The following is a 3270-nucleotide window of genomic DNA, read 5'->3' on the forward strand; positions in this document are numbered from 1 at the left end:
ATCTGACATGGCGGTACTGAAGGCGCTGGCCGCGTTGTCGAGCAGGCTGTCGCCGGTGCCGGAAATGCTTTCGGTAGCCTGGTCTGCTGAAGCCGAGGAGAACAGCGCCTGCTCGGTGCCGGACTCCAGAAATACCAGCTCAATGGTCACTGCATCCAGCGGCTCAACCTGTTTTTCTATCCCGGCCTCCAGAAACTGAGCGCGGGGAATGGATCCGTGAACGGGGTGAATAAGCTCCCCCGGCCCGCTGGTTTTAAACGTGGTTAACAGCGCCTTTAACTGCTGTTTCCAGTCGCTGCCGAACAGGAAGGCGGTCATGCGAAAGTTCAGCGCCTTCAGGCCCTGGTCTTCGATGATCGTCCCGTCCTGATACGGGTAGGCGTAAGTGGCGGTATCGCGGGAAATTGTGTCGCGGGTGTCCAGGCATTCGAAGGCAACGCCGCGAAATGATGCAGGCTGCAGGGTATCGATACCCGCCAGCGCCGCAAGTTGGGACATTAAATCGCTCATGCGCCGTGCCTCCGGGCATTTCGGGTGGTAGAGGTGTGTACAAAGCCGGTAATTTCCTGACCATCGAGATGAACCTGCACATTAACGATAGGTGCAGGTTGCGTCGGGAGCTGGAACACTGGCGTATGACCGCCAGCAGATGCATCACGCCCCGGCCAGTTCTGCAGCATGTTGAGGGCGTCACCGGATGTACGCTGACGGTTCTTTTTCAGGTTGATCTGCTTTTGGCGCTCCAGTTCGCTGGCTTCATCGCTGCCGCTGACCGTTTCACCCGGCCACATACCGGCAATTCCCGCCGTGACCGGATTGATCATCCAGCTGGGATTATCCAGCCCCCAGCCCAGAACTTTGCCGCCACCTCTTACGGCAGCACCCCCCAATTTCACGGCATTTTTACCCGCCGTGACCACAGCGCCACCCAACCATTTACCGCCTCTGACCAGCCATCCGGGTTTCTTTGTCAGGTCTTCAGCAGCATTTTCTGCTTCATTGATACCCGCCCCCGGTTTTCCCCTAAGCGTATCGAGCAAACTGCCACCGCCTTTCAGTGCGCCGAACGCCGCGACGGCTGATAATGCAATCGCCGCGCCTTCAGCGGCAGTGGCCACTTTCGGAAATTCGACAGCAAGGTCGGCGGTCTTAAGGGCCAGATCGCCCAGCGCGTCAGCGAGGGGTTTTACTGCCGCGTCACTTGCACGTTTTTTCTCTTCATCTGCCTTCTGGACCTTATAGTCGCTGGTATCAGCCATCACAGCATAATCAACATCCGTAGAACGCTGGCCCTCAGGTTTGGAGAACTGCGACTCAATTTCTTTGGACATAGACTCAAATTGTTCAGGGTTGCGCTCATAACCAAGAAAAGCAGCGGAGGACTGCTGGTTATGCAGGAACAGGCCAACGTTCTGACGGTGCCGTTCATCGATGGCCCGCTGGATATTCCCTTGCGCTTTTGGGTCAGAAGTAGATTTTAACTTATTACGCAATCCGGCCATTTCTTTGTCATGATCGTCAACAGCGCGGACCATATGCTCAAGCGTATAAAGGGTGTTATGACCATGCTGAGCATCCTTAAGGGCCATTGATTTAAAATCTAACCGCTTACCGTTAATTTTGACGCGGCTTGAGCTGTTCGCCAGATTTACTGATGACAACTCATTAATCAGGTCGTTTGTATTAGTCGCGCCTTCTTCCGGGGAGCCAGCAATGGATGATGCAACCTCATACAGTGCAAGCACATCAGAAAACCCCTTCGGGCCAACAAAACCGGCACCACGGGCATTTTCCAGCCCGCGTGGAGCTTCGCGTGCCAGCAGGGATACATCGGCTTTACCGTGTTGCGCTGCCGTAGTGGCTGCATCCAGCGCGGCATTACCTTGTTTCCCGGTCAGGCCAAAGTTAAAGGTGGATGTCATCAGGGAGGCAACATCAGCCGCATCGGCACCGGTTGCTGTGTGGATTTTCATGACTTCCGGCAGGGATGAGAATGCATCATCGCGCTCCATTTTTGAGCGACCCATCACTTCAAGAGCTTGCAAGCCTTCTTCCCGCGTACCACCGCCGTACTGACGGGCAGCATCAACCTTGTCTCTGATAGTGCCTACACCCGCCAGGCGCGTTTTCACATCGTTACTGTCGCGATAAAGAAAATTGGCGGTTTTATGCAGCTCGCTGTCGTAATTCATTTGCTGAGAAATTGGCTGTTTCAATACCATGCCCGCAGCCGTTACGCCCGCAACAATTCCGCCCAGGCTTTTGAGGCGCTCCATCGCGCTAACCATGCGACTTTGGGTGCGTTCGGTTTCTCCCAGCTCACGGCGTAATTTGCTGATTTTATCCGTGGTCTTGTCATAGGCGCGGGCCATCTCGCTGGCAGACGCGATACCGCTGCGGCCTAACTGTTCATAGGCCGCAGACGTTTGTCGGATTTCATTACGGATGGACTGCTCAGACTGAATGCCCAGCCGTTCACGCGCCTGCTGCGCCTGTTTGACATCCTGTTGAATTTTTCGGTATTTGGCTGTGAAGTCGTCTTTTAGACCAATACCGACCTGCGTTTCAAACGGGCCTGCCATGGTTTATTTCCTGCGGTATTTGTGCGATGAGGGGGTTTTACGGCGGATACTTCTGTAGGTTTTGACGTCGCCGCGTTCCTTCTTCAGCCAGGCTTCGGGGGACTCGATGCGGAATACCGCATCGAGCACGCTGGCAAGCTCTAGAGCGTCAAAGTTTCTGATTTCGTTGTCTGTGTATCCGTATTTTCGGATCCTGACGCAGGCATACCTGAAATCCCGATATTTGCGCTCCATTCTTTCCGCTTTTTTTTCAATGCGTCGCGGGCCTGACCGAGCAGAATAAAATCATCACTTTCTAAACCCAGTAACAGTTCATAAGTGATCTTGTCTTTTGTCACAGAACCCAGAGCGGTCAGGCAAAGCGACATCAGCATAACGTTATAGCCTGGCACCTCGGATTCTGAAGCATCAAGTTCATCCCCGACCGTTGATAAACGCAGGGTGAATTCACGCTGAGGCTGGCCATTAACGTCAACACCGAACGCCAGCACGCCGCTGACGGTTCGGGCTTTCATATCAAAAGTGAAAGGCTGTTCAGGTGCGTTATCTGCGGTTTTTGGGGCTGTTTTAGTCTTTCCAGTCATCATTATTTCCTGCTCATTCGGTAATGCGGTTGAGTGCAAAGCCGGTGATGCTCACCCGTGCTTCGTTATCCACGTTGTACTGGTCGCCCACGGTCTGGACGGTG

The 3270-nt window shown here is 54.1% G+C and carries 3 protein-coding genes; all 3 read right to left on the minus strand.

The genetic code is table 11. The features are described from left to right. A partial coding sequence (locus tag J8X26_RS26270) for a DNA circularization N-terminal domain-containing protein (protein ID WP_208952477.1) occupies positions 1-510 on the minus strand: 510 nt, incomplete at its 3' end. Next, on the minus strand, positions 507-2582 hold the full coding sequence (locus tag J8X26_RS26275; protein WP_208952478.1) for a phage tail tape measure protein: 2076 nt from the start codon (positions 2580-2582) through the stop codon (positions 507-509). The genes J8X26_RS26275 and J8X26_RS26270, both read right to left, overlap by 4 nt. Positions 2583-2722: 140 nt before the next feature. Beyond that, a complete protein-coding gene (locus J8X26_RS26280; RefSeq protein WP_208952479.1) occupies positions 2723-3169 on the minus strand; it encodes a phage tail assembly protein in 447 nt (148 codons plus the stop codon). Positions 3170-3270 lie beyond the last annotated feature (101 nt).

The sequence above is a fragment of the Rahnella sp. ChDrAdgB13 genome (assembly GCF_017655185.1).
GTDB lineage: Bacteria > Pseudomonadota > Gammaproteobacteria > Enterobacterales > Enterobacteriaceae > Rahnella > Rahnella contaminans.